Genomic DNA, 26806 nt, shown 5'->3' on the forward strand with positions numbered 1-26806 from the left:
TTCCCCCCAGGGAAATACTGTTTACGAATCCCAAAGGCAGATGTTGACATGGGGGGAACATCATGAAAAGAAACAAAGTCGAGATCTGCGGTGTCAACACGTCTCAGTTGCCTGTACTCACAAACGCTGAAATGCGCAAATTGTTTGTGCAATTGCAACAAGGGGAACTGGCAGCGCGAGAAAAACTGGTCAACGGGAATTTACGGCTCGTTCTTTCGGTGATTCAACGGTTCAACAACCGCGGAGAATATGTAGATGATCTATTTCAAGTAGGTTGTATCGGACTTATGAAAGCGATCGATAATTTTGATTTGGAACAAAATGTAAAATTTTCTACATATGCAGTTCCCATGATTATCGGTGAAATTCGACGCTATCTTAGAGACAACAATCCGATCCGTGTCAGTCGTAGTCTGCGGGATATCGCCTATAAAGCTCTGCAAGTGCGGGATCAGTTAACGAACCAGATTTTGCGCGAACCATCGATCATCGAAATCTCGGAAGCGATGGATGTCGCAAAAGAAGAGGTCGTCTTCGCGCTGGATGCGATTCAGGATCCCGTTTCTTTGTTTGAACCGATTTATCATGACGGCGGCGATCCGATTTATGTCATGGATCAGATCAGTGATGAGAAAAACCAGGATTCACTCTGGGTGGAGGAGATCGCCATTCGAGAGGCGTTGCAAAAACTCAGCGAGCGGGAAAAACGGATCTTGTCCATGCGTTTTTTTGAAGGGAAAACGCAAATGGAAGTAGCCGAAGAGATTGGAATCTCACAAGCACAGGTATCACGCGTAGAGAAAGCCGCCATTGCTCATATGCAAAAGTATATTCGTTGAAAAAAGCCGCAGTTCTTGCGGTTTTTTTATTTTTTAACATCGAGGATCATGAAATCACGCGAGGAAGATACCGCGATCATCGGCTCTTCTCTTCAATAGCAAATGCTTTGATTGAAGTCTTTTTAATCATTTTAGGTTCAATGAACATATATATTGTTATGAGAATGTTCAGCCGCATGATTCGCATCCTTGGCAGCAAGGAGATGATTATTATTGTGATGAAAGTCTCGGAATTGCAGACGAAAGATGTGGTGAGTGTTACAGACGGTCGAAAATTGGGGATGATCGGTGACCTGGACATCGACTTGGAAAACGGAATGATTCGCGCCATTATCGTCCCCAGTTCCGGCCGGTTTTTCGGAATGTTTGGCGGCGGTCAAGATTTCGTGATTCCATGGAATCAGATCATAAAAATCGGATCGGATGTTGTGCTGGTGGAACTCGGCCAATCGAACAACCATTCTTCATATCTTCCTTCGAAAATCGACGGAAGTTCCGGCGGGTATTAACATTTCCACCGATATACGGGCCTTGCTTCTATACGAAGGCGTATGCTTTGTGTAAACGAGCGACCCTGGAATTCGTCATGTATCTTAGGCAGAATTCAAGGAGACGATCTCCAGGGAACACGAACGCGAAGTATACGCCGTTTGTATACTCTTTTCTTGTATGATACGATGCAAGTAAGGAGACATGTGTGAGGAGGAGAAAACGGAGTGCGTTTTACAAATACGATTGACGTAGAACGGATGTCAAGAACACAACGGGTGCGCGCATTGTTCACGACAAGGTTGGGTGGTGTATCGCAAGGAGAGTTTTCCAGCTTAAATCTTGGGCTTCATGTAGGTGACAGAAAGGAAGACGTGTTGCAAAACCGAAAAAGGGTTGCTGAACAGATCGGAGTTCCTCTTGAACATTGGGTAGCGGGTGAACAGGTGCACGGGGATCATGTAGCGGTGATACGTGAAAGTGAGCGCGGCAGAGGGGCTTTTGACTACGAAGATGCAATCCCGGCAAGCGACGCATTGATCACACGGGAGAAAGGAATCGTTCTTTCTACATACGCGGCTGATTGTGTTCCTCTGTTGTTATTTGATCCTGTGATGAACGCCATCGGTGTAGTCCATGCGGGCTGGAAAGGAACTTCTTCAAAAGTGGCGAAAAAAGCAATACAAATGATGCAACAAGAGTTTGGCTCAAGACCGGAAGATATCGTCACGGCGATCGGGCCGTCCATCGGTCCCTGTTGTTATGAAGTTGACCAGCGTGTTCGTCAAGCAATCCTATCCTCATTTATCCATGGCGACAGGTTTTTTACGGAGAACGAGCGTGGGAAGTGGCAATTCTCTTTGTGGGATGCAAATATCTCCGCATTGCTGGAGGCGGGGGTCAAGCGTGACAATATTGAACATCTCGCGATGTGTACAAGCTGTTCGGTGCATCAATTCTATTCCTATCGGAAAGAATCCGGCAATACGGGAAGACACGCGGGATTGATCGTTCTCGTATAGCAGGAAAATCATGCACTTAAAGAGAATATATATCTGTTGCTTAAGAGGTTCAAAAAGGCTCTCGCATAACTAGAATGAGCATCGAAGAGACTCTTCGGATGATGCAGCCTTTTGCACAACCTCTTTACAGAGGAGAGATTGTCATGGATTATACAGCCAAAATCAATGTGGTTCGCCAGCGAATCGTTCACGCGTGCGAGCGTGCCGGTCGTCACGCGGATGAGGTGAAACTGGTCGCTGTAACCAAATATATAGGTGTGGAGGAGACACGTGCACTCATACGTTCGGGCATCACAGATTTGGCCGAAAACCGGGTGCAAGTGGCTTTGCCCAAAGTGAAAGAGATCCATGAGAATGTTTGCTGGCATTTTATCGGCCATCTGCAAACGAACAAGGTGAAAGATGTTTTGCCCTATTTTCAAATGATTCATTCACTTGATCGTTTTTCGCTGGCCAAGGAGATCGATCAGCGAGCGAAGAAAATGGGAATCGAAACAGTTTCGTGTCTGGTGCAGGTGAACGTTTCCGGAGAGGCAACAAAGGGAGGCCTCAAGCCGGATGAGGTTCGGCCTTTTCTTGAGTCGCTGGCGGAATTTTCATCCATCCGCGTCCATGGTCTTATGACGATGGCACCCAGGGTGGAGAATCCGGAAGAGACCCGTCCTGTCTTCCGCCGGTTGAAAGAATTAAGAGATTCACTGCAGCATATTGACTTCCCGTATGTCGAAATGAGGGAGCTTTCCATGGGGATGTCTGAGGATTTTGAAGTAGCGATCGAAGAAGGCGCGACTATGGTTCGGTTAGGCAGCGTTTTAGTCAAACCGTAATCACGTTTGGAGGGACGATTTATGAGTTTTGTCAATAAATTTATGCAGTTCATTGGGCTCGCCGAAGAGGAAGAAAAGATACCTGCATCCCAAATGGTGAAAGAAGCGGAGGAACCGCAAAACGACGTGATGTCGGTACAGCGCAAAGGAACGGTGGTTAATTTACACACCAATAAACAAGTGAAAGTCATTCTCTCCGAGCCAGAATGTTACAGTGATGCTCAGATGATCGCGGATTACCTGCGCGCGAGACGTCCGGTTGTGATCAATCTTCACAAAGCGCCTTTCGACCAGGCGATTCGCGTCATCGACTTCATCTCCGGCACGATATACGCGCTCGGAGGAAGGATGGATAAAATCGGGCATCAGATTTTTCTCTGCGCGCCGGAAAATGTTGATGTGCAAGGTTCCATATCGGAATTCCTCAATACGAAGGAAGAGCAACACCGGGTTTCACAAACACAATTGCGTTGAGGTGAAGAATGGAATTCTATCTTTTTAACCTAATCCGTTGGATCTTAAATATTTACTACTATATTCTCATTGCCCGTATCTTGATGTCCTGGGTGCCTGGTATGGAGAGAACGCCTATTGGAGGTATCCTTTACCGGCTGACAGAACCTTACTTGTCACCGTTTCGTCGTATCATTCCGCCCATCTCATTTGGTGGTATGGGGCTTGATTTGTCGCCAATCGTGGCGTTTCTTGCTTACAGTTTTCTTGAGGGCGGCATCTTTACCGTGTTGCGCAGTCTTTTCCATTGGGTGGGGTAGTGCGTGAAAAAGGATGTTTTTATGCATTACAGGCCGGAAGAGCGCCCATTCATCCAACGTGTGATTGAATTCGCGGAACGCACGGATGAACGCCAAACTCCGATGCTTACCGATTTTTTGGATCCGCGGCAAGTCATGATCGCGAATAATATCGCCCGCACGATGGGAACCGTCCAGATCTATACGTATGGCGGATATGAAGAAGCGGAGCGCCAACGTGCGCTCTTCTTGCCCCTTTATTGGCAGCCGGATGAAGGAGATTTCGCACTTGCATATTTTCGTGCGGAAATTATAGGGGATGGAAAAACAGTACAACATGGAGATTATTTGGGAGCGTTGACGGGTCTCGGCCTCAAGCGCTCCAAAATGGGCGATATCTCCGTGTACGACGGCGGTGCCGATTTTGTTGTTGCGCAGGAGATAGCAGACTATGTTCGTCTCCATCTTCATCAAGTGGGGAGAATGTCTGTCCGTTTACGGGAAATCGGAAAAGAGGATTTTCGTAACCCCAACGTACAGTATGCGGAGAAGGAATTCACGGTGATGTCCCTTCGTTTGGACGCGGTGGCAGCAGAAGGTTTCGGTTTGTCTCGCAGCAAGATTATTGAACCCGTGCGTTCGGGAAAAGTACAACTCAATTGGCAAGTGGCAGACGATCCGTCGACGCCCGTCGAGGAAGGCGATGTCATTTCCGTACGTGGAAAAGGTCGTTTACGCATATTGGAGATCGGTAAAACGACGAAAAAAGGTCGGACAGTCGTCCGTGTTGGGAAATATATATGATGGTAGGTTGATGAAACGGCAGGAATTGGCGGAACGGTGTCGAAATAAGTCTGTAAAGTTTTTGTATCGTATGTATGGAGGTGAAAGCTGTGCCATTGTCTCCTCTTGATATTCATAATAAAGAGTTTAGTCGCTCTTTTCGCGGATATAACGAAGATGAAGTTAACGAATTTTTAGACCAAATCATCAAAGATTATGAAACGTTGATCCGTGAGAACAAGGCTTATGAGGAAAAGATCGCCCAATTGGAAGAACGCCTCAAACATTTTATGAATCTGGAAGAAAGTTTGTCCAAATCGATCATCGTTGCACAGGAAACCGCGGAAGAAGTCAGAACGAATGCCCGCAAAGAAGCGCAATTAATCATCAAAGAAGCTGAGAAGAATGCAGACCGGATCATCAATGAGGCGTTTGTTAAATCCCGTAAAATCACAATGGAGCTTGACGAGATTCGTAAGCAGGCGGCCGTCTTACGCGCGCGTTTTCGCTCATTGATCCAAGCGCAAATGGAAATGCTGGATAACAAAGTTTGGGATGAACTTGTCGCATCGAAAGATGAAGAAGTGGAAATCAATGAATCAGTCGAGAACCAGGTTTGAAATTTTCGTTCTTTCATCATATAATATTTCACATACATATCCAAGCATGGGTTGATAAGGGTTTTCTAAAATCTGCTTTCTAACCTCGATGTACATCCCAGAAGCTCTTCGACTGAAGATTTTTTGGAACAACCTGAAGGATAAAGACGATGAATGGACCAGTACTGATGATCTGCTTTTACAGCGAACCGGAGAGGGTGCGAGCCGGGAAAGCGGACATTCAGGAAGATCAGCCATGAGTCGCTAGCTGAACCTCACTTTCGCCCGGATGTGAACAGTAAGCCAAGCCGGTTCGGCCCGTTATCGCCGTAAGAGTGGCCGTGTGCGCATATTTTGTTCATGCGGCAATTAGGGTGGTACCACGGGAATAGAACCTCTCGTCCCTTCATTAGGGATGAGAGGTTTTTTAACGTGCAGGAGAGTATACCATGTGGTATACATGTATCCGCATAGTATACTTTCACTTCGGGGGAAATAAGCTTCCGTGAGGATGCTTTTCGCTTCGTTGAACGAGCTTTCAAACTTTTTTACTCGTATTCGGATATGGGATGAAAGATTTGGACGAAATCTGTGGATTCAAGGAGGATCAATATGACTCTCGATTATGGCAAAACGCTCAATCTGCCGGAAACGAAATTTCCGATGAGGGGAAATTTGCCGCAACGTGAACCCATGATTCAAAAACGTTGGGAAGAAATCCGTCTGTATGAAAAAGTACAGGAAAAACAGGCGAATCGGCCGAAGTTTATTTTGCATGACGGACCGCCGTATGCGAACGGGAATATTCACCTTGGCCATGCGTTAAATAAGATTTTGAAGGATTTCATCGTCAAATCAAAGACGATGGACGGTTATAACGCTCCTTACGTTCCCGGTTGGGATACGCACGGGTTGCCAATTGAGCATGCAATTATTAAGAATAAAGGCATCAATCGGCATGAAATTTCAATTCCCGAATTCCGTGAGATGTGTAAAGAGTATGCATTGCAATTTATCGATAAACAAAGGGATCAGTTTAAACGCTTAGGTGTGCGGGGGGATTGGGAGCATCCCTATATTTCCCTTTTGCCGAAATATGAAGCGGAGCAGATTCGCGTTTTTGGTGCAATGGCGAAAAAAGGGTATATTTACAAAGGATTAAAGCCTGTGTATTGGTGTACTTCCTGTGAAACCGCACTGGCAGAAGCGGAGATTGAATATGCAGATAAAACGTCTCCTTCCATTTATGTGAAATTCCCAGTGATTGATGGAAAAGGAAAACTGCCTCATGACTCTTCGATCGTCATCTGGACGACAACACCTTGGACGCTGCCCGCGAATGTGGCGATTGCGGTCGGTTCTGAATATGAGTACGCGCTTGTGGAAGTGGACGGCGAGAAGCTCGTATTGGCGAAAGAGCTTGTGGAGAAAGTGCTCAAAGAAGCAGGTTTGGCAGATGGATATTCGATTCTGCAAACATGTAAAGGTTCCGAACTGGAGCATGTGATTGCGAAACATCCTTTATTTGACAGAGAGTCTCGTGTGGTCCTTGGAAATCACGTAACGCTTGATGCAGGAACCGGATGTGTGCATACGGCTCCCGGCCACGGGATGGAAGACTACGAAGTGGGACTTGCTTATGGTCTGCCGATTTTGGCTCCGATCGACAATCAAGGAAAGTTTACGAAGGAAGTCGAAGCGTACGAAGGGCAATTTTATCTCAAAGCGAATAAACAGATCACCGCAGATCTCCATGAGGCTGGGCGAATGTTGCATGAAGCAAAGACGGATCATTCCTATCCTCATTGCTGGCGATGCAAAAATCCCGTGATCTTCCGTGCTACAGAGCAATGGTTTGCTTCTGTTGACGCGTTCCGTGAGCAACTTCTGAAACAAGTGAAAGAAGTGAAATGGACCCCCTCTTGGGGTGAAATCCGCATGCATAACATGGTGGCAGACCGCCAAGATTGGTGTATCTCCCGCCAGCGTGTTTGGGGCGTACCGATCCCGATATTCTATTGTAAGGATTGTAACAAAGAACTGATCAATGAAGCGACCATTGAGCATGTGGCCAAACTGTTTGAAGAACATGGTTCGCAAGTTTGGTTTGAACGGGAAGCGGATGAACTGTTGCCTGAAGGAACCGTTTGTTCGTGTGGAGGTACGCATTTCCGCAAGGAAACGGACATCATGGATGTATGGTTTGATTCCGGATCTTCCCATATGGCCGTTTGTCAGCAACGCGATGAATTGGGATGGCCTGCCGACTTGTATCTGGAAGGTTCCGACCAGTATCGCGGTTGGTTCCAATCTTCATTGATCACCGGTGTTGCCGTCAAAGGCAGAGCACCGTACAAAGAAGTGCTCTCCCACGGATTCCTGCTGGACGGTGAAGGACGAAAAATGTCCAAGAGCCTGGGCAATGTCGTTGATCCGCTTAAAGTCATGGAACAAATGGGTGCGGATATCCTTCGGCTTTGGGTGGCATCTGTCGATTACCGTTCCGATGTTCGTGTTTCGGATGCAATCTTAAAACAGGTGGCGGAAGTCTACCGTAAAATCCGCAACACGTTGCGTTATCTGCTCGGAAACTTGAAGGATTACGATCCGGTTACGAATGAAGTCGCTTATGTGGATCTGCCCGAACTGGATCGCTATGCGTTGAATAAACTTGCCCGCATGCAGGAAAGGGTCATGCAAGCCTACCGCAATTACGAATTTCATGTGGTCTTCCATGAGGTGAACAATTTCTGTGCGGTAGACATGAGTGCTTTTTATCTGGATGTGCTGAAAGATCGGCTTTATACGTCTGCACCCGATTCACTCGCACGTCGATCCGCTCAAACAGTTCTTTATAAAATCTTGACGGTTTTGGTAAAATTGATCGCTCCCATTCTCACGCACACTGCGGATGAGGTTTGGGAATTTGTTCCGGGTGCTACGGAAGAGAGTGTACAGCTTGTGTCTTGGGAGCCTGTGCATACAGAGTGGATGGATGACAAGCTTGAGAAAAAGTGGGAGAAAATTTTAGAAGTCCGCGGCGAAATCGCGAAAGCGTTAGAGGAGGCGCGGAAAGAGAAAATCATCGGCCAATCGCTCATGGCGAAAGTGGATCTTTATCCGTCCGAACGAGTGCATGAGATTCTCGCACAAACGCCGGAACTGGACAAAGTGTTGATCGTTTCACAAGTCAACTTGCACCAGCCGGGTACGGAAGCCCCAGCAGATGCAGGCCAATACGAAGGACTCAAAGTGCTCGTTAGCCTCGCGGAAGGAGAAAAATGTGAGCGATGCTGGACAGTTACCACAGACGTCGGTTCAGACCCAGATCATCCGACGATCTGTGCAAGATGTGCGGAAAATGTCGTCTATTTTCTGGATCAGCAAGAATAAGAGAGGATAGAAATGTTATGAACCCCCGAAAACACAGTGTTTCGGGGGTTTTGGATGTTTCGTCCTACTGTAGCGCAACAGTTGTAGCGATTCGCTACACTGGATCAAATTCGATGATCAGCAAGTTTGCGAAGAAAAGAAAGCAGCAGCCAAAAACACAGAAAAATCATAACAATTTATGTATTCTAATACGTTGGCATTGTTCTTGCTTATCTATATTGGCAACAAGGGGACACCCTCTTGTAACGATATTAGAGGTTGAAGGGAGATGATTTTGGACATGGCGAGAGCAAATGCACAAATTCTAGCGATTGATGCCGGAGGGACCATGACGGACACCTTCATCATTAACGACAAGGGGGAATTTGTGGTCGGCAAAGCGCAATCCACTCCAGAAGACGAGTCGATCGGCCTCTTGAATTCGGCTCGCGACGCGTTGTCTTATTGGGGAACGACCGTCGAAGAAGCTTTTCCCCAACTGGTGGCTGGCGTTTATTCCGGGACGGCGATGCTCAACCGCTTGGTGTCAAGGAAGGGCAGGCGAGTCGGGCTGATCGTCAACAAGGGGATGGAAGACTTCCATCGCATGGGAAGAGCCATTCAGGCGTATCTTGGGTACTCCTATTCAGACAGGTTGCACCTGAATACCCATCGCTATGATCCTCCACTGGTTCCTAGGGAATTGACCCGGGGTGTCACCGAACGTGTAGATTTATTTGGCAACGTAGTCATTCCGCTTTATGAACACGAAGTGGAACAAGCTGTGGTGGAACTACTGGAACAGAACGTGGAAGCGATTGTGATCAGTTTCCTTCACTCCTATAAATACCCAGCACATGAACGCCGGGTTCGGGACATGGCAAAGGAAATCATGAAAAAACGGGGACAAGAGGTGCCGATTTTTGCTTCGGTCGATTACTATCCGGTACGCAAAGAATCGCACCGTACCAATACGACGATTATCGAGGCCTATGCTGCCGATCCGTCCCGAAAAACGTTATCGACCATCGATAAACGGGTCAAGGAAAAAGGAGCTAAGTTTGATCTGCGGGTGATGGCAAGCCATGGCGGAACGATCAGCTATCAGGCAAACGAGTTGGCTCGTACGCTGGTGTCCGGTCCGATCGGCGGCGTTGTAGGCGCCAAGTATCTCGGTGAGTATCTGGGCATTCGCAATATCGCATGTTCGGACATCGGCGGCACCAGTTTTGACATGGCGCTCATTACGCAAGGAGATTTGAGCATCAACACCAGCCCAGACATGGCCCGTCTTGTTCTGTCCCTTCCGTTGGTCGCGATGGATACCGTGGGGGCAGGCGCCGGCAGTTTTGTGCGGATTGATCCTAACTTCAAGTCGATCACCCTGGGGCCGGACAGCGCGGGTTACCGGGTGGGAGTCTGCAACCCTGCTGGAGGTATTGAAACGGTTACCGTTTCTGACTGTCACGTTGTTTTGGGATTGATCAATCCCGACAACTTCTTGGGTGGAGAAGTCAAACTCTATCCGGAACTTGCTTATAAGGCGATCAAGGAACAAATCGCCGATCCGCTTGGACTCACCGTGGAGGACGCGGCATACGGTGTGATCGACCTGCTGGAATCGCAGCTTCGTAACTATCTCGAGTCGATGATTCTCGGAAAAGGATATTCACCGTCCCAGTATGTCTGCTTCTCTTATGGTGGTGGAGGACCGCTGCATACTGCCGGTTACACGAAAGGACTCGGTTTTGAAGATATTCTTGTTCCTGCGTGGGCAGCCGGATTCTCAGCTTTTGGTTGCGGAGCCGCGGATTTCGAATATCGTTACGACAAAACGCTGGACCTGAACGTGAGTCCGAACGCTGGAGATGAGGAAAAGGTAGAGGCCGGACAGAATTTGCAATTGGCGTGGGAAGAACTGTCGGATAAAGTGGCGGAAGAATTTGAAAAGAATAATTTCCCGCGTGACAAAGTAGAATTTCGACTCTATTTCCGTATGCAGTACCAAGGCCAGCTGAACGATTTGGAAATCGAATCGCCGATCACTCAGGTACGAACCGCTGCAGACTGGGATAAACTCGTTGAAGCGTTTGAAGAAACGTATTCCCGCGTGTACGCGAAAGCTGCCCGTTCGCCTGAACTTGGTTACTCAGTCACCGGGGCAATTGTTAGGGGAATCACAGAAGTGCCGAAACCGAAAATTCCGGAAGAACCGCTTGCTGGCGATATACCTCCGGAAAAAGCTTACCTTGGTACACGTAACGTGTATTGGAAAGGACAATGGGTGAAAGCCGACATTTGGGCAATGGAATCGTTGAAAGCAGGTAACCGTATTAAAGGGTTCGCGATCCTTGAATCTCCGGCGACAACATTTGTCGTTCCGCCAGGGTATGAGACGTATCTCGATCAGCACCGTATCTTCCACCTAAAAGAACCTCGTGAGTAATTTTGGCTTAACAGTATCGCAATTTTTTCGAATCTTGAGAAGGAGGGATTTCCATTGGCTATTCAGGAAAAAGATTTGAAAGTTCAACAGACTTCGCGAGGGATTGGTTGGAACGGAAAAACACTCAAGCAAATGCGGGAGGAAATCGATCGATTAAGTCGTGAAACCGGTCACTATGCTGGTTTGAAGGAACTACCGTTTAAAGAATCCGATCCAATCCGTTATGAAAAGATGTTCGCCAAGCTGCGCGGAGGCGTTGTTCATGCCCGAGAAACCGCAAAACGGGTGGCCGCTTCTCCGATTGTCGAGCAAGAAGGGGAGTTGTGCTTTACCCTGTACACTCCGGAAGCAGATTCAATCGTCACTTCCACAGGTATTATCATTCATGTGGGTACGATGGGAGCCGCGATCAAATACATGATCAAGAACGATTACGAAGAGAATCCCGGCATCGAACCTGGCGATATATTCTGTAACAACGACGTTCATATCGGAAACGTTCACCCTTGTGACGTGCACACCATCGTACCGATTTTCTGGGAAAATGAGGTGGTGGGCTGGGTCGGCGGCGTCACTCACGTGATCGACGTCGGTGCGACCGCTCCCGGAAGCATGACGGTCGGACCGGTATCCCGTTACGATGATGGTTATCAGGTGGCATGCAGAAAAATTGGGAAAAATGATACGCTCCTTAAAGACTGGTTGATCGAGAGCCAGAGATCAGTCCGAACCACGAAATACTGGCTGTTGGATGAACGGACACGCGTGGCCGGCTGTCATATGATTCGAGATTTGGTTTTGCAAATGATTGAAGAAGAAGGAATCGATACTTATAAACAGTTTATCCGAGAAGTGATTGAAGATGGACGCCGTGGCTTCATCAATCAGGTCAAATCGATGACCATTCCTGGAAAATACCGCGGTGTATCGTTCGTCGATGTTCCTTACAAAAACCTGGATGTGCCTCCTTATGCGCGAATCAATACGATTATGCATGCTCCTCATGAAATGACGATTCACAAAGATGGAAAATTCGAAATCGATTTTGAGGGAGTCAACCGCTGGGGCTGGCACAGCTACAATGCGACTCCAGTTTCCATCACAAGTGGAATCTGGGTCATGATGTCACAAACGCTGATTCCGAATGACCGCGTGAACGACGGTGCTTTATATGCTAGTAAGTTCGGCTTGCCTTACGGATCCTGGCTGAACCCTGACGATATCCGGACGGCCCATAGTTACGCATGGCATTTCTTGGTTACCGCATGGAGTCCCTTGTGGCGCTCTTTGAGCCGGACCTATTTCTCCCGCGGTTATCTGGAAGAAGTGAATGCTGGGAATGCCAATACAAGTAACTGGTTACAAGGCGGCGGCTATAACCAGTTTAATGAAAACCATGCGGTCAACAGCTTCGAATCGGCGGCTGAAGGAGTCGGGGCAAGCGCTGTCAAGGACGGAATCGATCATGCGGCAGCCGTTTGGAATCCGGAAGGCGACATGGGTGACATGGAGATCTGGGAGCTGGCCGAACCGCTCTTGTACCTTGGACGCGCAATCAAGCCTAATACGGGAGGATACGGTAAGTACCGCGGCGGAAACGGCTACGAAACGCTGCGGATGGTATGGGGAGCCAAAGATTGGACCATGTTTTTCATGGGGAATGGGTACATCACCAGCGATTGCGGTTTGATGGGTGGATATCCGTCCGCATCAGGTTACCGTTTCGAAGCTCACGGCACAAACATCAAGGAACTGATCGAGAAGAGACTTCCTCTCCCGTTGGGCGGCGATCCTGATCCCGGAAATCCGACCTATGAAAAATTGATCGAAGCGAAGGAGATCAAGCGAGACAAACAGGCGATCACCACAGAAACGATCTTTGAAAATTACGATCTCTATCTCAACTATCTGCGTGGGGGTCCTGGATTCGGCGATCCGCTGGAGAGAAAGCCGAAAGCGATCGAAACAGACCTGAATGATGGTCACTTGCTTCCCAAGTATGCGGAAAAAGTGTATGGCGCTGTCATTCATCAGGACGAAAAAGGACGCTGGGTGGTCGATGAAGCAAAGACGGAACAGCGGCGTGCTGAAATCAGAAAAGAACGGATCCAACGCGGGAAGCCGACGCGTGAATGGATGAAGGAAGAAAGACAGAAGATTTTGAATAAGGAAGCGGCGATTCAGGTTCGACACATGTATGCAAGCAGCTTCGCACTGAGCGAAAAGTTTACCAACGAGTTCCGCAGTTTCTGGAGTTTGCCGGAAAGCTGGATCATCAAGGAAAGCGAATTAGAAATTCCTGTATTTGGCGCTCATAACCGCCTGCAATAGAGTCTCAACGAAGAGGAGGTTGAATCATGGCAAAATATGACAAAAAAACGATTGAAGAATTGATTGACGGCACTATAGATTTCTTTAAACTGAAGGAAATGCTCTCGAGCTTCAAAGATCCTGAGCGGTTTGACACATATCTGAGCATCTTGCAGGAAAGGGTGCCTTGGGATGATCAAATTCTGCTCCCCGCCGGCCTTCATCTCTACATCGTGCAAAAGAAAAACGGCGACCGGATTGTCAAATGCGATTGCGGACACGAATTTTGCGACTACCGTGACAATTGGAAACTGCACGCGTTAATTTACGTCAGAGATACGGAAGAGAAGATGGAAGAATTGTATCCAAAACTACTGGCACCAGACCCGGAATGGCAGGTAATTCGTGAGTACTACTGTCCATCATGCGCTACGCAGTTAGAAGTGGAAAACGTCACCCCGTGGTATCCGGTGATCAAGGATTTCGAACCCGACATCGACGCTTTTTATGAGGAGTGGTTGGGTCGTCCCGTTCCGCAGCCGTAACTCGCGGTCGAGCAACTGATTTGTGATGCAAAAAGGTAGGGCTACATCGAGAGCCCTACCTCAATTTGTATTTTTGCATTTTTCGGTACAATGTGGTACGGGCGATATTGCAGCGTCTCGCCACTTCAGACAAATTGCCGTTCGTTTCCTGAATCAGTTGCTCCAGTATACGTTTCTCTTCCAATTCCAAAGGGGATTCTTTCTCTTTCGGGACAGCGGGCGACACGGAGTGGGGCAAATCAGACATTTGAATCCGTTCCCCGTTCGTAAACAAGACAGCATGTTCGATCACGTTTTCCATCTCTCTCAAGTTACCCGGCCAATGATAGTCCAGGAAAAACGACAACACCTCTTCGTCGGCTGCTGTCACCGGTTTTTCGTATTTTGTTGCGAACCTTCGAATAAAGTGGTCGCATAACAAAGGGATATCCTCTTTCCGCTCCCGTAATGGAGGCAAATGCAATTCGACGACATTGAGCCGGTAATAAAGATCGGAGCGAAACTTCCCCTCTTCGATCAGCTTTATCAAATTTTGATTGGTGGCCGCAATGATGCGGACGTCAACAGGAATGGGCTTGGAGGATCCGAGGCGAACCACCTCTTTTTCCTGTAGAACGCGCAAGAGGAATACCTGCAAGTCAAGCGGCATCTCCCCGATTTCATCGAGAAACAGTGTTCCGCCGTTCGCGTCTTCAAATTTCCCCGCCTTACCTTTGGAATTCGCTCCTGTAAACGTGCCCGGAACATAACCAAACAGTTCGCTCGCCATCAGTTCCTTCGGTATGGCGCCGCAGTTGATCGCTAGAAAAGGGCCGCGGTGCCGCAGACTGGCGCGGTGGATCGCTTTCGCGAACATTTCTTTGCCGGTTCCACTTTCCCCTGTGAGCAATACCGGCACATTCGTGGGGGCTACCATTTGGCTCTTGTATATCATGTCTTTTACCGCTTTTGTTGCACCGATGATGTCTGACCAACTATTGCTGGAGCGTGACACGGGAGAGCGATGCTGAGCCGATCGTTGGAGGTGAAGGAGAAAACCGATTCGTTCTGAGTCGATCACTATGTTTTGCACCGTAATTTTTGTTTGGTACAAAGGCAAATAGATTTCTTCTTCTTCACCGTTATTGTTGAGAAGGGCATCTTTCAGAACTTCAAGTCCGGAAAGTGACCAGAATTGACTAAAATTGTTGGTTTGAAACAGAGATAATGCACTGGAAGTGGCATTCACGATTTGAAGGGCGGAATCCAATACGATAACGGGATCGGTTTTCCACTGATTGATCGCTTGGATAAAGTGGGTTCGTAAATGATGGAGCGTTTTCAGTGAAATTTCCCGATAGTGCTGCTGGATGACCGACGCGGTGACCGTTGCGATACCCAATGTGTGCGGCTGAGCTAGATCAGAAGGACCTGTCAGATCGACCACTCCCAAAAGTTGTCCGGTGAACGGATCCTGAATCGGAGCGGATGAACAGATCCAGGGATGGCATCCTTCACAGAAATGTTCATAAGAAAAAATCTGGATCGGCTGCTGTATGGCAATACAAGTTCCGATCGCGTTTGTACCGGCCGATTCCTCGCTCCAGTCGGCACCGGGCACGAAGTTCATAAGCTCGGCTTTCTGCAGGATTTTAGGATCCCCCTGCAAATAAATAATTTTACCTTTGCTGTCACAGAGGGTAATTATGTGTCCAGTATCGTAGATCTGATCGGCTAATTGTTGCAGGATCGGCAAGGAAATCTGATACAACTTCGATTTCTTCGCCCATTCGACCAACTGATCATTCGAAAGAACAATGTTGGCTTGTTTTTGTCTGGGGTTAACTCCGTAAGTCAAACAGCGTTTCCACGATTCGTAAACATTCATTCTCATTTGATCCGGATCGCGTTTTTCTATTACAAAGCTCTTCCACTTGGTTTCCAACTCTTTCATTTTCTTTTGGATGTCACTGGTTGAACGAATAGCTATCATACCATCCCTCCAGTGAATAGAAAATTAATACTATTTTGTATTATATCAAAGAAAGGATGACGGCGAAAGGAGGGGTGTATGTACTACTGAATATTCTGTTTTAAACATGCATCGAACCATTTTTTATTGTAATCTTTTACGAAATCGGATTGAGAGGTACCAGCAGTCCGACTGAAAGATAAGAAAATGGCCCACCGTGTGAAACAGTATGGGCCAAATTGCATGAGACCGAATGGGGTGCCGTCGATACAATACAATTCTTAGTTTCAATTGGCATTATAGGGCTTGTCTCAACCAAATGAACTCAGACTACATTTCATCGTCTTATTATAAAAACGACGTAACAAGTTTCCTCCATGTGTTCTTTCATTTCTTTGGTTTACGGAATCTCATGGCAGACCAGGTTTCGTCTATAGATATGAGTGAAACACCTTCATACCCAGCTTCTTTAAGAACCTCCCATCCCTGGTCACGGCTAAGATCTGACTTTATCTTTGAACTTTTCTTTGGGTACGCTACCCAAAAAGTTGCGTCTTCCTTAAGATGGGGAAGTATCTTTGGTACAAAAGATATTAATTCTTCTTGGGAGTGTGCAAAAGCCAACACAAAATCAAAAATTCCGTCCAATTCGTCTGAAACTTCCACTTGATCTGTAAGTTCGTTGAGTGGCAACGTAAAATGGGCAGGAGCATTCACCACGGTCAATCGATACCCACTCTTTATAAAAAGCTTCTTAGCTAAACTCATCGTTTCACCTCTTGATTCTTGACCTCTTCCAATGCAAAAATGAGTTTTAAATGGGCAATAACGCTACCGTATCTTTCGCTTCCAGATTTTCAATCATTTCATACCAAGACTTTGGTTTGTTCGATAAAACCGAATAATAACGTCTCAAAAACTTCACGATAAGATCTGTTTGTACTTCATTGACGTTTTCGTCCATTGGAAGAAAACAAAGATCGAGTCCCGTTACGGCCTCTCCATCATTGTTCCAGGACGGGTGAACATAAGGGAAATCAAGACGCTTATAACCAAGGTGAGACAATACCTCACGACGAACATAGGGATCCATGGGTTTGATCCCGCCAAAATGATAATGCTCTACTCGATAAGGATCATAGATTTCAGCAAACATACCAAATAATTGCTTTCCATTTGCCGCGGCCAAGGAATTTAAATCATCCAACCTCTTTTGCGCTAAAAATCGACCAATACCAAGTCCAGCTTGGCCAATGATCGTAAAATCTGTCATTGCCACATTAAAATCTTCATAATAGCGGTACTCCGTCGCACCGACTACATTCCCTTCGTGAACAGCAACAAACACACGAATTCCCGGATCTTCCAGAGGCTCTTTCCAAAGATCGAACTCTAATACTTCTTCCGGAGGGAATACGTCTTGCATCAATTGGTGCATTTTTTTAAACAAAGGATCTTGAATACTCGTAATTCTGCGATATTCCATCTTCATCATTCTCCATTTCAAGATTTTGATGAGTAAAAAGGATTTTTCCATTCCATAAGTGTCCCATAATTACACGATTCTTCATCCTCTAAATAATTAGGCACCACTTTAACGGGGATACGTCCACAGCGAAGCAGGAAGGTGATAACAGGGTCCTTCAATTCACCTTTTACTACAGCTTCAAGGTATTGCTCTGCCGTCATCTCTTTCGCTTTTTTGTGATAGCCAGGCATTCTTCCTCCGCCTAACAATCGTTCCAATCCCTTGTGAACAACGACGTCATACATGGAAAACATCAGCCATTTTCCCAACCCTAATTTTCGATAGGAGGGACGAACGCTAATATCGACGACATAAAGCGTATTCCCGTTTGGATTGTGGTTACGAATATACCCGTGATCCGTGATCTCTTCCCAAGTGTGTTCCGGATGATTGGGATCAAAGTCAACAAGAAGGCCGGTCATTGATCCCGCGAGTTCACCATTCACCTCAACACATAAGGCCCCCTCCGGGAATAAAGTAACATGGTTGTTCAATTGTTCCGTGTTCCACCATAACTCAGACGGGAATGGGGGAGGAAAACATTCCTGTTGTATACGAATTAAACCAGGAAAGTCACTTTCTTTATAATTTCGAATCACCGCCGGGACAGGCTGATCCTGATCAAAAACGTAAAACTCCTTTCTATACATTCTTCCGCCTCCTATTCGAGACTCTAAGCTCTCCTTATTTCCAATCCGGATAGAGATCGGTACGCCGATCACGCCACGTGGTGACGGAACCACTTTTACGAACCTGATATAACAGTTCTAAATCCAGATCAGCGGTAACAATCATATCGTCATTAATTTCCCCTTCTGCCAAGATGCCGCGGGGAGGGAACGGAATATCGTTTGGTGTAATGACAGCCGCTTGACCGAAATTTGCCCGCATAAAATCAACGGTTGGAAGAGAACCCACGGTACCTGTAGTCACCACATATACTTGATTTTCTACCGCTCTTGCGTGACTCGTATAACGTACTCGGTGAAACCCATGGCGATCATCGGTACAAGAAGGACAGAATATTACATCAGCCCCTTTAGCCTTCGCCATACGAACGATTTCTGGAAATTCTATGTCATAGCAGGTTAATATGGCGATTGTTCCCTTGTCAGTCTCGAACACCTGCAGGCTTTCACCAGGAGTCATTTTCCATTCCTTAACTTCCGTTGGTGTAATATGAAGCTTCGGCTGTTCAGCGATTCTTCCATCCGGATAGAACAAATGAGCGACGTTGTATAATCGGTCACCTTTACGGATGACATGGGTTCCCCCAATAATATGCATCTTTGTTTGCTTAGCAAAATTCGTAAATAAAGACCGATATTGTTCTGTAAAATCAGGTAGGTCTTGGATGGTCAATGGTTGTCCTTGATCATTCCCAATCGACATCAATTGGGTGGTAAAGAATTCAGGGAACAGGATAAAATCAGCACCAAATTCTTCTGCAGTTTTAATATAATGTTCCACTTGTTTGGCAAATTCGTCAAAGGATTGTATTGTATGAAGATGATATTGGACCGCTGAGACTCTCAGTTTCATAAGCTCCTCCTTTTATTACGAGTCTTGAAATATTTTTCTATTCTCTCTATATGTTATGATAAAAATTATGAAAACGAGTGAAATGAACGATAACGTTATTATTAGACATATCATCCCTTAGAGCAAGTGCATACTTGATTATTCATGGAGTATCCACAAGCTGTAAACACTTCTGTTGCTGTTTTAGGCAAGCGGTAACTTTGCAAAACAAAGAATTTTCAAGGATGCGGAGCCTTTAAACAGATGGACCGCATCTTTTTGAATGAAGTACTTGCGTAAGGGCTTGAAAATTATCTAAATTCAATGTATAGTATAAACAAAATAACAAAAGAAAATTTTATACGCATGCAATGAAGTAATCATTAGATCAAAAAATGAATAGTAATAGGCAAAGGTGCCTTGAATGTAGGAGCAATCCTGCATTGAGGCACCTTTTTTGTTGTAAGCGAGGTGATAACGATCATGTTGAAACCGATCCGCGCAATCCCATTGGCCACGCGTCTGATCCCTAATGTCGATCCGGGATTGGCGGAAAAATTAAATTTGCCGTCCCACATTCGCAGCTTGGGTTTACTCACATCCACGATCGATGATGTCGGATACACGGCGGTCGATGAAGCGACGAAAAAAGCATCGGTTGAAGTGGTATACGCGAAATCCTTCTACGCAGGTTCTGCACACGCTTCAGGTCCTCTGTCCGGGGAATTCATAGGGATTCTTGGCGGAGAAAATCCGGCAGAAGTGAAAAGCGGGATGGATGCCGCGATCGCCCTCATGGAAAATGGAGCCTGTTTTTATGCACTGAATGAAGATGGAACCCATGCGTATTACTCCCATGTGATCTCGAGAACGGGCACCTACCTCTCCAAAGTCGCAGGGATTCGCGAAGGGGAACCTCTGGCATATCTCATAGCGCCTCCCTTGGAAGCGGTCTATGGCTTGGATGCGGCACTTAAAGCGGCTGATGTGAAGATCCAACAGTTTTACGGGCCGCCAACAGAGACGAACTTTGGCGGAGGACTTTTGACTGGTAGTCAATCCGCTTGCACGGCGGCTGCTGCAGCATTTGCGGAAGCAGTCAGAAGCGTGGCGCAAGATCCGAGGAGATGATAAAGGAAGGATGATTTCTGGTGAATGTAACAGGTTTCGCTCTGGGAATGATTGAGACCCTTGGTGTACCTGCACTGATAGCCGCTGCCGATGCCGCCGCCAAAGCTGCAGATGTCACGATCATGACATATGAGAAGGCTGATGCGGGAATCGTCACCGTTTACATCATAGGGGATGTAGCATCCGTTCAGGCTGCTGTGTCGGTGGGGGAGGCAGAAGCCCAAAGAGTCGGTCGGCTTTTACGTTCCCATGTGATTGCAAGACCTGACCAAAACGTTCAAAAAATGATGGCTCGTCTGCTCCGTTCAAAGACAGGATGTAGCGGCGAGCAACGTCAGCATACTCAACAATCGACTGAAGCCAAAGAACCGATGGCAGTGACAAGCCCGTCTGAAGGGGCGGAGTGGACGATGGGATCGGCGGAAACAGATGGAAGTGTATCGGTGGATGCGGAGGCACCCAGCGAATGGAAGCGGAAGTCGATTTCCGAACTGCGAAAGATGGCGCTTTCATGCAAGGGGTTCCCTCTCTCGGCGGAAGAAATAAACTCGGCGAAAAAAGAAGAGTTGATCCGATTGTTGATAGAAACAGAAAAAGAGAGAGGTGAAGAAAATACATGATCGTAGACAAAGACCTTCAATCGATACAGGAAGTTCGGAATTACTTGCAAGAAGCGAAAGAAGCGCAAAAATTACTCGAAAGAATGAGTCAAAGCCAAATCGACAAAATTGTCGAGAGCATGATGGTGGCAGCATGTGAAGAAGCGCCTCGATTGGCATCGATGGCGGTCGAAGAAACCGGTTTCGGGAATGTTGCCGACAAAACAGAGAAAAATCTATTCGCTGCCAAAAATGTGTACGAAGCGATCAAAGACATGAAAACGGTCGGAATCATCCGCAAAGATGAAGAGAAGAAAGTGTGGGAAGTGGCACAACCGGTCGGCGTTGTTGCCGGGATCGTACCTTCCACCAATCCGACTTCGACAGTGATTTTCAAATCCCTCATTGCTATTAAAGCGAGAAATGCAATTGTTTTCAGTCCACATCCGTCGGCAGCTCATTGCACGTTGGAAGCTGCAAGATTGTTGCAAATTGCCGCCGAAAGGGGAGGTGCACCGAAAGGTCTGATTCATTGCATTACACAGCCGACTTTAGCGGCAACGAATGAATTGATGAAACACAAGCTCACGGACGTGATCTTGGCTACAGGCGGCACGGCGATGGTGAAGGCGGCTTACAGCTCGGGCAAACCCGCCTTCGGTGTAGGACCTGGAAACGTTCCTGTTTATATACACCCGAGCGCAAATCTCTCTGAGGCGGTGCGCCATATACTATCAAGTAAAACATTTGACTACGGTACCATCTGTGCTTCAGAACAAGCGATCATCGCTGATCAAGCGATCAAAGATCAAGTGATTGCCGAGTTGAAGAGACAAGGTGCCTATTTCTTAAATAGGAGCGAAAAAGAAAAAGTGGGCGCCATTCTCATGGTGAACGGATCCCTAAATGCAAAAATCGTAGGAAAATCACCGCAAGCGATTGCAGAAATGGCGGGAATTTCAGTTCCTCAAGAGGTGAAAGTCCTCGTCGCAGAAGAAACGGGTGTCGGAAAAGAATATCCGTTTTCTGTGGAAAAACTGTCAACGATTCTCGCTTTCTATACCGTTCAAGATTGGAAAGAAGGCTGCGAATTGAGTATCCGTTTACTTGAATTGGGTGGTCTGGGGCATACATTGGGTATACACAGTAACGATGAACAAGTGATAGAAGCATTCGCCGTGGAAAAACCGGCTTCACGCATTGTGGTCAATTCAGGTACAACATTCGGCGGAATCGGTGCGACGACAGGAATCCAGCCTTCACTTACTCTCGGATGCGGTTCCTTCGGTAACAATGTCACCTCGGACAATATCGGTCCGCAGCACCTGCTTAATATCAAACGAGTTGCGTTTGGTATTCGCGAGATGCAACGGATCGACGAAAAAACAAACATGAAGCATCCGCCGGTTGCAACACAAGAACAACCTCTCATCAGCAGAGATGAGGTAATGGAAATCATCAAAAACGTACTTGCTGAATTAAAAACTTAGTATTTTAAATAAATTACAATAAATAGGAGGTTTATACAATGGCAGGAGAAATGTCCGCATTGGGAATGATTGAAACAAAAGGTTTGGTTGGCGCAATTGAGGCAGCAGATGCGATGGCGAAGGCTGCAAACGTAAAGTTGATCGGTAAGGTGCATGTCGGCGGGGGATTGGTAACCGTTATGGTACGTGGGGATGTCGGAGCTGTCAAAGCATCTGTTGACGCGGGAGCAGCAGCTGCTGAAAAAGTGGGCGAACTCGTTTCCATCCACGTCATTCCGCGTCCGCATAGCGACATTGAACTGATATTGCCGAAACTGGAAGGATAATGTGTAGCATATGGCCTTGATCACGGAAGCAAGTTTAAGGGCCATGATCAAAGATGGCATTCCCAATCCTTTCCCTCTCCAAGAGGAAGATAAAATTACCCCATCTGCAGTCGATTTTTTAAAGGGGAGAGGCATTCCATTGAAACGAGTGAACAACAAGGAAGTAATGGAGCAAACAAATGCACTTGTCGCCCCTGATTTGACAATTCCTGTGGGTGTATCCAATCGCCATATTCACTTATCGCCAGAAGATGTGGAAAGACTTTTTGGACAAGGATATGAGTTGACACCCCTTAAGAATCTTTCCCAGCCTGGACAGTTTGCCGCGAAAGAGCAATTGACCCTTGTAGGTCCTAAAGGGATCATTCATGGGGTAAGAGTCCTTGGTCCGGCAAGGGGAGCCAGTCAAGTGGAAATCTCAAAAACGGATGGCTTTCAATTAGGTATCCATCCACCAGTGCGATTATCTGGTTCAATCGAAGGAACTCCAGGAATTACATTGATCGGTCCGAAAGGGTTTGCCACCCTAGCAAAGGGTGTGATCATCGCCAAATCACATGTTCATATGTCTCCTGAGGAAGCCGAAACATTCCAAGTTCAAGATGGAGACAGTTTGATTTTACAGGCGATGGGAGATCGGCCGGTGATCTTTCCGGATGTAATCGTGCGGGTACATCCAAATTTTGTTCTCGATTTCCATATCGATCTTGATGAAGCGAATGCGGCTGCCTTGAAAACAGGAGACACGGTAAAAGTACTTGGAAAAAACGGGGTACTCCTCTCTTGGTCAAGGAGGTGACGAATATGGAAATGAGAGAGTTGATTGAGTCCATCACGCGTGAACTATTAAAAAACATGCCAATTGACAAACTGGCCCTTCCCAAAGTGCTCTATATATTCTGTGATAGCACAGCGCATGAGCCTTTTTATGAACAATTTATAAAACTGAGCAATCATGGAATTTGTCATGATATCCTTTTTCTGGACGGAGAAACATCTTCCTGGTTGGGGATGCATCGTATTGAATGCGGTGGAGCAGGGAAGGTCATCGCGACAGACGAATATGCCCCAGCTCCACTCGAATTGCCGAAAGAATATGATGGGATCGTTATACCGGAAATTGATCTAGATAACGCGGCTCGCGTCGTCACAGGGATGAAAGGCACGATAAAAGCGGAAATCATCTTTTCCGCTCTTCTTTTAGAAAAGTTTGTCATCATCGGGGAAGATATCCCTGGTCTCAAGCGATCGGACCGACGGTGTTTAAGAACGTTATCACTCACTGCCCCTTATCACAAACTCTTTCTGAAACAAATCGAGGAAATGAAGGAATTGGGGATTGAGTTTAGGCCGCAAAAGGATTTGGCCGATGCGGTTATACAACGACTCAAAGGAAAGAAACAGGCGCAACCGATGGGAGGGGAGGCGGAGCCGGTTCAGGAGGAGCCCATTTTCTTTTCAGGAAAATTGCTCACATCCGATTGGATCATGTCACAGTCCCGTTTCCCTCATCAACAAATCTCGATCCAAAAAGGTACGATCATATCTCCTTTGGCTCAGGATCTGTTAAGAGAGATGGGGATAACCGTTCAGTATATCGCAAAAGGGTGAGCGAGATGTTCATAGGCAAGGTAATAGGGAGCGTATGGGCTACCCAAAAAGAAACAGGGATGGAACATATCAAACTCCTGATTGTGCAACCCATCGACTGGAAGGGAGTCGAGAACGGTAACACGATCATTGCCGCCGATCGAATCGGCGCGGGAGTGGGAGAGCGAGTCATTATATCCAGGGGCTCTCCTGCCCGCTATGTATTCGGTCAAACGTCCCCTGTTGATGCGGTGATCGTGGGGATTGTCGATTCGTTTGAGATAGCAGAAGACGTATAAAGGAGGGGGATACATGGAACAAGAGCTCCAGAGGGTCATTCAAGAGTATGTCCCCGGTAAACAAGTGACTTTGGCACACGTGATTGCAAACCCTGATCCCATCCTTTATACGAAACTAGGAATTCAGGAAGCAGGCGCGATTGGGATATTGACATTGACACCGACAGAAACATCTATTATTGCCGCAGATATCGCCACGAAAGCTGCAGAAGTGCAGTTGGGTTTCTTAGACCGTTTTACCGGTTCATTGATCATTGTAGGTGACGTATCCGCCGTCGATATTGCTATTCACGCGGTGAATCAATTTTTAAGCGAAAAATTAAAATTCGCCCCAGCGATATTGACGAGGTCTTAACAAATGAAGAAGAGAGCTATGATAATCGGTGCTGTAGGTGCAGGAAAATCGTCTTTGGTCAAGGCTCTGTTCAACAATGATCAACCGGCACGAAAAACACAAGCATTGGAATTTCATGATTGGTTGATTGATACTCCAGGTGAGTACACGGAAAATCCATTATATTATCGAAGTTTGATGGCAACCGCCTTGGAAGCGAAAGTATTGCTCATGGTGCATGATGCGACACGAGAACGCAATTATTTTCCCCCTGGATTTGCCCAAGGATTTCCTATCCCTGTCATTGGAGTCATCACGAAAGCTGACCATCCACATGCGAATGTTTCAAGGGCAATCGGATTCCTTCGAGAATCGATCGGGGATGCGAAGATCTTTATCACCTCATCTTTCACAAAAGAGGGAATTCATGCATTATATACAAATCTGATGCAAATAGTATCTTCCTCATAATCAATTTGCTTGCACAGTTGAAATCTGAACGAAAAGTGCATATGAAATCAAAGCAAAGGCGCTTTTGAAGTAGATGGGAATCGTGATGAACCCGCGACGAATCAGGTGTCTTTGCTTTTGCGTGGTGAACAAGGTGGATGAACAATGGATTACAAGCGTAGGGATCGATTTGGGGACGAGTACGACCAAGTTTATCGTCAGCCGATTGCGCTTGGGACGGGTGTCGAGTACGATCTCATTACCGCGTTATCAGATCGTTGAACGGCATTTACTTTATGCGAGTCCCATTTATTCGACCCCTCTCATCAATCGAGAAGAAATCGATACGGAACAAGTGTCTCGTATTTTGCAGAAGGAGTACGAGAAAGCGGGCTTACAGATGTCGGACATCAAGTCGGGAGCGGTCATTATTACAGGTGAAACAGCAACCAAAAGAAATGCTCAACAGATTGTTCATCTCTTAGCAGAACGTTCCGGGGATTTCGTTGTTGCTACAGCGGGTGCGGATCTTGAAGGGGTGCTTGCTGGAAAAGGTTCGGGTGCCGAGTCCCGTTCCAAGAAAATCAGGGGTGTGATCGCTAATATAGATATCGGCGGGGGGACAGCCAATATCGCTCTTTTCCAACGAGGAAAAGTGATCGGGACAGTCACTTTTCATATCGGTGGACGGCTGATCAGTCTTGATCCGCGAGGGGAGATTCATTATGTATCTCCACATCTGAATCGTTGGTTAACGGAAAAAGGTTGGAAGATTGAAAAGGGACAGTTGATCACATACGAAGAATTGAAAGAAATTACCGTGGAATTGGCTCATACTCTCCTCTCGTACCTGAAAGGGGGAGGGAAAGAAGAGGCTTTGGCTCATCTGTTTGTGGGTCAGCCGCTCGAAAAAATCCCGACGATTGATGAGATTATAATTTCGGGCGGAGTTGGTCAACTCATGTTGGAACAGGCACCCTCTTCACTTCAAGAAGTGGCAGTACATGGAGATTTCGGGCCCCTTCTGGCGCATTCGTTGAAAGAGGTTTCACTCCATTATCCCTTTCAAGTGATTCCGCCGGAACAAACGGTACGCGCTACGGTCATCGGTGCAGGGATGCAGAGTACGGAAATCAGCGGTTCAACCGTTTATATCAATCATTCTCTTTTGCCGATTCGCAATTTGCCCGTTCTCAAACTTGAGCTTGACGGGAGTGAAATGTCCGCGATAGATCGTATCAAACAAAAGATTGAAGGGATTATGGATACAGGTGCTCGCCTCTTTGACCCATTTTCATCACCCCCTTTTGCGCTCGCATTGCACGGGTTGACATACTGTTCCTACCGTTCGCTGCAAACTTTGGCAGATGAACTGACATTCCATTATAAGAAAAGGTTTTCGGAAAGCCGATTAATGGTCGTAATTACCGAAAATGATATGGCAAAAGCATTAGGACAATCTTTATCGATTCGTTGTCAGGGAAACCCTCACGTGATTTGTATCGATCAGATCCGCGTTGAACACGGAGATTACATTGATCTCGGAGAACCCATATCCGATACGATGATCCCCGTTGTCATCAAAACACTCGCCTTTTAGTCC

The 26806-nt window shown here is 46.8% G+C and carries 27 protein-coding genes and 1 other annotated feature; of the genes, 22 read left to right on the forward strand and 5 right to left on the reverse strand.

Annotated elements, in window-relative coordinates:
• Nucleotides 1–62 precede the first annotated feature (62 nt).
• The 12 genes from sigG to DNHGIG_RS15565 all read left to right on the forward strand — a co-directional run bounded on the left by sigG (nucleotide 63) and on the right by DNHGIG_RS15565 (nucleotide 13984).
• On the forward strand, nucleotides 63–839 hold the full coding sequence (gene sigG / locus DNHGIG_RS15510) for an RNA polymerase sporulation sigma factor SigG (RefSeq protein WP_282200435.1): 777 nt from the start codon (nucleotides 63–65) through the stop codon (nucleotides 837–839).
• Nucleotides 840–1057: 218 nt separating this feature from the next.
• Nucleotides 1058–1348: a YlmC/YmxH family sporulation protein gene (locus DNHGIG_RS15515; protein ID WP_282201449.1), complete on the forward strand. Its 291-nt coding sequence runs from the start codon at nucleotides 1058–1060 to the stop codon at nucleotides 1346–1348.
• Nucleotides 1349–1555: 207 nt separating this feature from the next.
• Nucleotides 1556–2350 carry a peptidoglycan editing factor PgeF gene (gene pgeF / locus DNHGIG_RS15520; protein ID WP_282200436.1) on the forward strand — a complete coding sequence of 265 codons (795 nt, stop codon included), beginning with the start codon at nucleotides 1556–1558 and terminating at the stop codon, nucleotides 2348–2350.
• A 143-nt stretch (nucleotides 2351–2493) separates the two neighbouring features.
• A complete protein-coding gene (locus DNHGIG_RS15525; RefSeq protein WP_282200437.1) occupies nucleotides 2494–3177 on the forward strand; it encodes a YggS family pyridoxal phosphate-dependent enzyme in 684 nt (227 codons plus the stop codon).
• A 21-nt stretch (nucleotides 3178–3198) separates the two neighbouring features.
• Entirely contained in the window at nucleotides 3199–3651 is a 453-nt protein-coding gene (locus tag DNHGIG_RS15530) for a cell division protein SepF (protein WP_282200438.1), read from the forward strand.
• An 8-nt stretch (nucleotides 3652–3659) separates the two neighbouring features.
• The gene (locus DNHGIG_RS15535; RefSeq protein WP_282200439.1) at nucleotides 3660–3950 is read left to right on the forward strand and encodes a YggT family protein; all 291 of its coding nucleotides are present in this window, start codon (nucleotides 3660–3662) and stop codon (nucleotides 3948–3950) included.
• Between the two features lie 3 nt (nucleotides 3951–3953).
• A complete protein-coding gene (locus tag DNHGIG_RS15540) occupies nucleotides 3954–4733 on the forward strand; it encodes a YlmH family RNA-binding protein (RefSeq protein ID WP_282200440.1) in 780 nt (259 codons plus the stop codon).
• A gap of 89 nt (nucleotides 4734–4822) precedes the next feature.
• Nucleotides 4823–5332, forward strand: coding sequence for a DivIVA domain-containing protein (locus DNHGIG_RS15545; protein WP_282200441.1), 510 nt, complete (start codon nucleotides 4823–4825; stop codon nucleotides 5330–5332).
• Between the two features lie 140 nt (nucleotides 5333–5472).
• Nucleotides 5473–5720 (forward strand) — a binding site (T-box leader).
• Between the two features lie 203 nt (nucleotides 5721–5923).
• The gene (ileS, locus tag DNHGIG_RS15550; protein WP_282200442.1) at nucleotides 5924–8704 is read left to right on the forward strand and encodes an isoleucine--tRNA ligase; all 2781 of its coding nucleotides are present in this window, start codon (nucleotides 5924–5926) and stop codon (nucleotides 8702–8704) included.
• Between the two features lie 280 nt (nucleotides 8705–8984).
• Nucleotides 8985–11129: a hydantoinase/oxoprolinase family protein gene (locus DNHGIG_RS15555; RefSeq protein ID WP_282200443.1), complete on the forward strand. Its 2145-nt coding sequence runs from the start codon at nucleotides 8985–8987 to the stop codon at nucleotides 11127–11129.
• 54 nt (nucleotides 11130–11183) lie between these two features.
• Nucleotides 11184–13460 carry a hydantoinase B/oxoprolinase family protein gene (locus tag DNHGIG_RS15560; protein WP_282200444.1) on the forward strand — a complete coding sequence of 759 codons (2277 nt, stop codon included), beginning with the start codon at nucleotides 11184–11186 and terminating at the stop codon, nucleotides 13458–13460.
• Between the two features lie 26 nt (nucleotides 13461–13486).
• Nucleotides 13487–13984 (forward strand): acetone carboxylase subunit gamma, encoded by a 498-nt coding sequence (locus DNHGIG_RS15565; protein ID WP_282200445.1) that lies wholly within the window; start codon nucleotides 13487–13489, stop codon nucleotides 13982–13984.
• A gap of 55 nt (nucleotides 13985–14039) precedes the next feature.
• Here the strand turns inward: DNHGIG_RS15565 and DNHGIG_RS15570 are convergent, their stop codons facing one another.
• The 5 genes from DNHGIG_RS15570 to DNHGIG_RS15590 all read right to left on the reverse strand — a co-directional run bounded on the left by DNHGIG_RS15570 (nucleotide 14040) and on the right by DNHGIG_RS15590 (nucleotide 19005).
• Entirely contained in the window at nucleotides 14040–15956 is a 1917-nt protein-coding gene (locus DNHGIG_RS15570) for a sigma-54-dependent Fis family transcriptional regulator (protein WP_282200446.1), read from the reverse strand.
• 366 nt (nucleotides 15957–16322) lie between these two features.
• Nucleotides 16323–16703, reverse strand: coding sequence for a hypothetical protein (locus DNHGIG_RS15575; protein WP_282200447.1), 381 nt, complete (start codon nucleotides 16701–16703; stop codon nucleotides 16323–16325).
• A gap of 46 nt (nucleotides 16704–16749) precedes the next feature.
• Nucleotides 16750–17421, reverse strand: a complete 672-nt coding sequence (locus tag DNHGIG_RS15580) for a GNAT family N-acetyltransferase (protein ID WP_282200448.1) — start codon at nucleotides 17419–17421, stop codon at nucleotides 16750–16752.
• A 17-nt stretch (nucleotides 17422–17438) separates the two neighbouring features.
• Nucleotides 17439–18113, reverse strand: coding sequence for a GNAT family N-acetyltransferase (locus tag DNHGIG_RS15585; RefSeq protein ID WP_282200449.1), 675 nt, complete (start codon nucleotides 18111–18113; stop codon nucleotides 17439–17441).
• Between the two features lie 34 nt (nucleotides 18114–18147).
• Nucleotides 18148–19005 carry a carbon-nitrogen hydrolase family protein gene (locus DNHGIG_RS15590; protein WP_282200450.1) on the reverse strand — a complete coding sequence of 286 codons (858 nt, stop codon included), beginning with the start codon at nucleotides 19003–19005 and terminating at the stop codon, nucleotides 18148–18150.
• A 462-nt stretch (nucleotides 19006–19467) separates the two neighbouring features.
• Between DNHGIG_RS15590 and eutL the strand changes: the two genes are divergently transcribed.
• The 10 genes from eutL to DNHGIG_RS15640 all read left to right on the forward strand — a co-directional run bounded on the left by eutL (nucleotide 19468) and on the right by DNHGIG_RS15640 (nucleotide 26803).
• Complete coding sequence (gene eutL / locus DNHGIG_RS15595; RefSeq protein WP_282200451.1) at nucleotides 19468–20115, forward strand: ethanolamine utilization microcompartment protein EutL; 648 nt, start codon at nucleotides 19468–19470, stop codon at nucleotides 20113–20115.
• A gap of 20 nt (nucleotides 20116–20135) precedes the next feature.
• Complete coding sequence (locus DNHGIG_RS15600) at nucleotides 20136–20735, forward strand: BMC domain-containing protein (protein ID WP_282200452.1); 600 nt, start codon at nucleotides 20136–20138, stop codon at nucleotides 20733–20735.
• Nucleotides 20732–22204, forward strand: coding sequence for an acetaldehyde dehydrogenase (acetylating) (locus DNHGIG_RS15605; protein WP_282200453.1), 1473 nt, complete (start codon nucleotides 20732–20734; stop codon nucleotides 22202–22204). Before DNHGIG_RS15600 ends, DNHGIG_RS15605 begins: the two co-directional genes overlap by 4 nt.
• Before the next feature lie 38 nt (nucleotides 22205–22242).
• Complete coding sequence (locus tag DNHGIG_RS15610) at nucleotides 22243–22530, forward strand: BMC domain-containing protein (protein WP_282200454.1); 288 nt, start codon at nucleotides 22243–22245, stop codon at nucleotides 22528–22530.
• A gap of 10 nt (nucleotides 22531–22540) precedes the next feature.
• Complete coding sequence (gene pduL, locus DNHGIG_RS15615) at nucleotides 22541–23329, forward strand: phosphate propanoyltransferase (protein ID WP_282200455.1); 789 nt, start codon at nucleotides 22541–22543, stop codon at nucleotides 23327–23329.
• Between the two features lie 5 nt (nucleotides 23330–23334).
• Complete coding sequence (locus DNHGIG_RS15620; RefSeq protein WP_282200456.1) at nucleotides 23335–24141, forward strand: hypothetical protein; 807 nt, start codon at nucleotides 23335–23337, stop codon at nucleotides 24139–24141.
• Between the two features lie 5 nt (nucleotides 24142–24146).
• Complete coding sequence (locus tag DNHGIG_RS15625) at nucleotides 24147–24419, forward strand: EutN/CcmL family microcompartment protein (RefSeq protein ID WP_282200457.1); 273 nt, start codon at nucleotides 24147–24149, stop codon at nucleotides 24417–24419.
• A 13-nt stretch (nucleotides 24420–24432) separates the two neighbouring features.
• A complete protein-coding gene (locus DNHGIG_RS15630) occupies nucleotides 24433–24774 on the forward strand; it encodes a BMC domain-containing protein (protein ID WP_282200458.1) in 342 nt (113 codons plus the stop codon).
• Nucleotides 24775–24777: 3 nt separating this feature from the next.
• Nucleotides 24778–25224, forward strand: a complete 447-nt coding sequence (locus DNHGIG_RS15635) for a EutP/PduV family microcompartment system protein (RefSeq protein WP_282200459.1) — start codon at nucleotides 24778–24780, stop codon at nucleotides 25222–25224.
• 121 nt (nucleotides 25225–25345) lie between these two features.
• Nucleotides 25346–26803, forward strand: coding sequence for an ethanolamine ammonia-lyase reactivating factor EutA (locus DNHGIG_RS15640; protein ID WP_439647747.1), 1458 nt, complete (start codon nucleotides 25346–25348; stop codon nucleotides 26801–26803).
• Nucleotides 26804–26806 lie beyond the last annotated feature (3 nt).

This window comes from Collibacillus ludicampi, assembly GCF_023705585.1.
Taxonomy (GTDB): Bacteria; Bacillota; Bacilli; order Tumebacillales; family BOQE01; genus Collibacillus; species Collibacillus ludicampi.

Bases quoted from the DNA above. Each gene is read 5' to 3' on its own strand.
- DNHGIG_RS15515 (WP_282201449.1), top strand. From the start codon at position 1,058: ATGAAAGTCTCGGAATTGCAGACGAAAGATGTGGTGAGTGTTACAGAC.
- DNHGIG_RS15605 (WP_282200453.1), top strand. From the start codon at position 20,732: ATGATCGTAGACAAAGACCTTCAATCGATACAGGAAGTTCGGAATTAC.
- pduL (WP_282200455.1), top strand. From the start codon at position 22,541: ATGGCCTTGATCACGGAAGCAAGTTTAAGGGCCATGATCAAAGATGGC.
- DNHGIG_RS15555 (WP_282200443.1), top strand. From the start codon at position 8,985: ATGGCGAGAGCAAATGCACAAATTCTAGCGATTGATGCCGGAGGGACC.
- DNHGIG_RS15630 (WP_282200458.1), top strand. From the start codon at position 24,433: ATGGAACAAGAGCTCCAGAGGGTCATTCAAGAGTATGTCCCCGGTAAA.
- DNHGIG_RS15620 (WP_282200456.1), top strand. From the start codon at position 23,335: ATGGAAATGAGAGAGTTGATTGAGTCCATCACGCGTGAACTATTAAAA.
- DNHGIG_RS15530 (WP_282200438.1), top strand. From the start codon at position 3,199: ATGAGTTTTGTCAATAAATTTATGCAGTTCATTGGGCTCGCCGAAGAG.
- DNHGIG_RS15575 (WP_282200447.1), bottom strand. From the start codon at position 16,703: ATGAGTTTAGCTAAGAAGCTTTTTATAAAGAGTGGGTATCGATTGACC.
- DNHGIG_RS15625 (WP_282200457.1), top strand. From the start codon at position 24,147: ATGTTCATAGGCAAGGTAATAGGGAGCGTATGGGCTACCCAAAAAGAA.
- DNHGIG_RS15570 (WP_282200446.1), bottom strand. From the start codon at position 15,956: ATGATAGCTATTCGTTCAACCAGTGACATCCAAAAGAAAATGAAAGAG.
- DNHGIG_RS15580 (WP_282200448.1), bottom strand. From the start codon at position 17,421: ATGGAATATCGCAGAATTACGAGTATTCAAGATCCTTTGTTTAAAAAA.
- sigG (WP_282200435.1), top strand. From the start codon at position 63: ATGAAAAGAAACAAAGTCGAGATCTGCGGTGTCAACACGTCTCAGTTG.
- eutL (WP_282200451.1), top strand. From the start codon at position 19,468: ATGTTGAAACCGATCCGCGCAATCCCATTGGCCACGCGTCTGATCCCT.
- DNHGIG_RS15535 (WP_282200439.1), top strand. From the start codon at position 3,660: ATGGAATTCTATCTTTTTAACCTAATCCGTTGGATCTTAAATATTTAC.
- ileS (WP_282200442.1), top strand. From the start codon at position 5,924: ATGACTCTCGATTATGGCAAAACGCTCAATCTGCCGGAAACGAAATTT.
- DNHGIG_RS15635 (WP_282200459.1), top strand. From the start codon at position 24,778: ATGAAGAAGAGAGCTATGATAATCGGTGCTGTAGGTGCAGGAAAATCG.
- DNHGIG_RS15590 (WP_282200450.1), bottom strand. From the start codon at position 19,005: ATGAAACTGAGAGTCTCAGCGGTCCAATATCATCTTCATACAATACAA.
- DNHGIG_RS15585 (WP_282200449.1), bottom strand. From the start codon at position 18,113: ATGTATAGAAAGGAGTTTTACGTTTTTGATCAGGATCAGCCTGTCCCG.
- DNHGIG_RS15565 (WP_282200445.1), top strand. From the start codon at position 13,487: ATGGCAAAATATGACAAAAAAACGATTGAAGAATTGATTGACGGCACT.
- DNHGIG_RS15610 (WP_282200454.1), top strand. From the start codon at position 22,243: ATGGCAGGAGAAATGTCCGCATTGGGAATGATTGAAACAAAAGGTTTG.
- DNHGIG_RS15525 (WP_282200437.1), top strand. From the start codon at position 2,494: ATGGATTATACAGCCAAAATCAATGTGGTTCGCCAGCGAATCGTTCAC.